The organism is Drancourtella massiliensis (assembly GCF_016900655.1).
In the GTDB taxonomy this organism is placed as follows: domain Bacteria; phylum Bacillota; class Clostridia; order Lachnospirales; family Lachnospiraceae; genus Sellimonas; species Sellimonas catena.
Genome location: NZ_JACJKH010000053.1, coordinates 1 through 3,818, shown reverse-complemented (window position 1 = coordinate 3,818; position 3,818 = coordinate 1). Strand labels below are relative to the sequence as shown.

Annotated in this window: 4 protein-coding genes; 1 reads left to right on the top strand and 3 read right to left on the bottom strand. The window is 46.0% G+C overall.

Annotation, left to right across the window (positions count from 1 at the left end):
- Positions 1-162: 162 nt before the first annotated feature.
- Both H6A32_RS15550 and H6A32_RS15545 read right to left on the bottom strand, forming a co-directional pair.
- Complete coding sequence (locus tag H6A32_RS15550; RefSeq protein ID WP_204864794.1) at positions 163-1,542, bottom strand: aldehyde dehydrogenase; 1,380 nt, start codon at positions 1,540-1,542, stop codon at positions 163-165.
- Positions 1,523-2,809, bottom strand: coding sequence for an iron-containing alcohol dehydrogenase (locus H6A32_RS15545; RefSeq protein WP_204864793.1), 1,287 nt, complete (start codon positions 2,807-2,809; stop codon positions 1,523-1,525). The genes H6A32_RS15550 and H6A32_RS15545 overlap by 20 nt, the downstream gene beginning before the upstream one ends.
- 180 nt (positions 2,810-2,989) lie before the next feature.
- Between H6A32_RS15545 and H6A32_RS15540 the strand changes: the two genes are divergently transcribed.
- Positions 2,990-3,193 (top strand): hypothetical protein, encoded by a 204-nt coding sequence (locus tag H6A32_RS15540; RefSeq protein ID WP_138373997.1) that lies wholly within the window; start codon positions 2,990-2,992, stop codon positions 3,191-3,193.
- 14 nt (positions 3,194-3,207) lie between these two features.
- Here H6A32_RS15540 and H6A32_RS15535 read toward each other — a convergent pair whose 3' ends face one another.
- Positions 3,208-3,603: a hypothetical protein gene (locus H6A32_RS15535; protein ID WP_204864792.1), complete on the bottom strand. Its 396-nt coding sequence runs from the start codon at positions 3,601-3,603 to the stop codon at positions 3,208-3,210.
- Positions 3,604-3,818 lie beyond the last annotated feature (215 nt).

Below are 3,818 nucleotides of genomic sequence, written 5' to 3'. Positions count from 1 at the left end.
GGTTGTCGTTAGCCATCTTTTTCTCTTTTTAGAGGATAAAGTTCAGGGGCAGATGTGACTCGTATGAGTCACATCTGCCCCTGATTTGGACTATCTATTTCCCGATAGCCCCTTTTGAATATAGAAAAAGTGTTGTGATTTTAAATCTTGTTTCCGAAAAGGCTATTTCAGGAAGAAGCGTACCATTTTTTCATGCAGCTTCTGGTATGGCTGATAACGCATCGGCAGGTCAATCCATGTTTTCTTATCTACGATACTCTTATAGTGGGAGAAGGTGTCAAAGCCGATCTTTCCATGGTAAGCGCCCATGCCGCTTTCACCAAATCCTCCAAATCCCATTTCGGTAGTGGCAAGATGGATGATCGTATCATTGATGCAGCCTCCGCCGAATCCGCAGCGGGAAGTCACTTTTTTTGCCGCCGCTTTGTCGGAAGTAAAGAAGTACAGCGCCAGCGGATGAGGCATGGAATTGATTTTACGGATCACGTCATCCAGGTTGTCAAATGTCAGAACCGGCATGAGAGGTCCGAAGATTTCCTCCTGCATGACTGCATCCTGAAAGGTCACATGATCCAGAACCGTAGGCTCGATGCGGAGTGTTTTCCGATCGAAGTTTCCACCATGCACAACCTTTTTCTCGTCAATCAGCCCAAGAATCCGGTCAAAATGTTTTTCGTTGATGATTTTACCGTAATTTGGATTCCGAAGCGGCTGTTTTCCATACTGCTTTTGAATCTGCTTTTGCACTTCTTTGATCAGTCTGTCCTTAACGGCACGGTGGCAGTAAATATAGTCCGGTGCAACACAGGTCTGTCCACAGTTCAGATATTTTCCGAAGACAATTCGTCTTGCTGCCAGTTTGATATCGGCAGTCTTGTCTACAATACACGGGCTCTTTCCACCCAGCTCTAAGGTGACAGGCGTCAGATGTTCTGCCGCGTTTCGCATAACCTCTTTTCCAACGGCCTGACTTCCGGTAAAGAAAATATAGTCAAAATGTTCCTTCAAAAGACAGGTATTCTCAGCCCGGCCTCCGGTTACAACAGACACATACTGAGGATCAAAACACTGCGACAGGATGGTTTGAAGCGCTTCGCTTGTGTACGGAGAATAGGCGCTTGGTTTTACGACAGCGGTATTTCCTGCAGCAAGGGCATCCACCAGCGGGGACAGCGTCAGCATAAACGGATAATTCCATGGGCTCATAATGAGTACAACACCGTAAGGTGACGGTTTCTGATAACTTCTGGAATGAAACTGAGCCAGCGGAGTACGAACTCTCTTTTCGCCTGCAAACCGTTGTACATGTTTCAGCATGTAGCTGATTTCCTCCAGAACGAGTCCGGTTTCACACATGTAGCTTTCAAACGCGCTTTTTCCAAGATCTTTTTTCAGTGCGTTATGAATTTCTTTTTCATTGGAAGAGATGGCAGCATATAGTTTGCGAAGTGCAGCAGTCCGCGCACTGACCGGGAGTGTCGCTCCGGTTTGAAAGTATTTCCTCTGTCTGGTAACAAGGTCTTTAATTTCCTGTTCCGTCATGTTTTGTCACTCCTTCCTCAACAACAGGTTCATTTGATTCTTCAAAATCTTCTGCTGAATCTGCCGGCTCAGGCATCAGCATATAGTAAAAGGTCTCAAGCTCTGCCGCATTCATCAGTACCGGAACCGGATAGAGCGGATTGGCCTCCTTGTCGGCGTAATGCGCCAGCTTAGGAACATCGGTTTCCCGGATTTCCGGAATATAATCACCGATGCCAAATCTCTTTTTCATATCCTGAATGGCCGAAATAAAGCGTTCGGCGGCCTCGTCACAAGGCGTGTCCTTGTCGGCCAGACCGGCGGCGACAGCCAGACGTGCAAGTTTCTTATGAATCGTTTCGCCATAGGCCTTTAACACCATTGGAAGAATGACTGCATTTGCAAGACCATGTGGTACATTGTATTCCCCGCCAAGAGAATGGGCAATGGCATGGACATATCCTACATAGGATTTGGTAAATGCACATCCGGCATAGAAAGAAGCCCGCAGCATGTTACGCCGTGCCTCCACGTTGCTTCCATCTTCATATACCGTATCAATGTTTTCAAAAATCAGTTTAACAGCCATAAGAGCGTCTTTGCGTGTCCCGTAAGTAGTGGAATTTCCAATATATGCTTCCACAGCATGGGTCAGAGCGTCCATACCGGTAGTTGCGGTGATAAATGGAGGCAGACTTAACGTGACTTTCGGATCCAGAACCGCATACCGCGGGATCAGCGGAAAATCGTTGATCGCATATTTGTGGCGCGTCTGGGCATCCGTGATCACTGCAGCCAGCGTCGTCTCACTTCCGGTACCGGCAGTAGTCGGAACAGCCATCAGAAGCGGCAGCTTTTTGTGGACTTTCAGAATTCCCTTCATTTTTGCAAGCGTCTGCTTTGGTTTGGCGATGCAGGCTCCGACTGCCTTGGCGCAGTCCATACTGGAACCACCGCCGAACCCGATAATACAGTCACAGCCTTCTGTTTTATAAAGATCGATGGCCTCGGACACATTCACAGTAGTAGGATTGGCTACGGTTTTATCGTAGATACAGTAGGGAATCCCATCACGATCCAGCGCCTTTTCCAGACGTACCGTCAGGTCAAGCTTACGGATGCCCGCATCTGTGATGATCAGGACTTTACTGCAGTTTTTTCTGCGGATCACTTCCGGCAGGACAGTCACGCTTCCAACGACCTTTGGTGTCCGGTAAGGCAGGAACGGAAGGGCAATCTTTAATCCGGTCTGAAACGTCCTGCAATATATTTTCTTTAGAGTATTCATGACAATTGATCCTTTCCGGCGCGGAGAACCACGCCCCTTTTTAGAGGCATTTTTACCAGAAAAATATTAGCATTTAAGGGGAGGGTTGTCAATATCAACGAGGGGAGTCGAGCATTCCGGACACACCGGAACAAATAAGGGTTACTGCCATGGATGCCATGCTTTCCAAAGGTTCTTTTTATGAAAGATGTATTTGAAAACCTGGAGGTTGTTGTGCTGAGCTTCAAAGAAGCAGAAGAAGGCGCCCATTTTGTCAAAACAGCAGAAGAGGCCGTTCAATATCTTGAGAGCAAGGACTTTAATTTTGCCTGTCGTATGCTCGGGAAACATTGCTGGAAAGACAGTAGCCCGCACTATTCCGTTTTAATGGGTATCTCAATTTGAGTGATATAATCGTCTTAGGTATCAATGACAAGCTCGTTGATACCTTTTTCATATGCAGAACCGCAAAATTGCAGATTGTTTTCCTTTGCATAGGCGAGAATTTCCGTATAACGTCCGGGTAAATTGTTCCAATCTCCTTTGCAAAAAGCCCTTAGATATTTTCCTTTTGGTTGAACATGAAGCCCCTTTCGGTGTGTAGGAAACGGTAACTCAATATAAAGGGCCGAATAGCCGTTAAGATTGCCGCAATACAGGTTTTCTACCGGCAGTATGGCGCCATAAGAAGCGTCATGCAAACGCCTCAACTGGTATTTCTTTGTTTCTGTTACCACCAATTCTATCTCTTGCTCAAAAGGTGTGTCATGCGATATAGGTACAGTTACAAGATAGTGTGTTTCTGGTTTTTCCACGATTGAAAATTCAGATATATCTAACTAAGACTTCCCATACTTAAAATGGGCTTTGCACCTTGAAAATTCAATATTTCAGCTAACAAAATAGTGATTTATGCTCCTATAGACTCTGGATGGAGTGCGTTACGCAGATATTTCGGTAGTCTTGCTTCAAAATCAGCAGTAAAAGCTGTCAATTGCTCATCGCTGAGCTTTAAGATTTCCTGAAGACT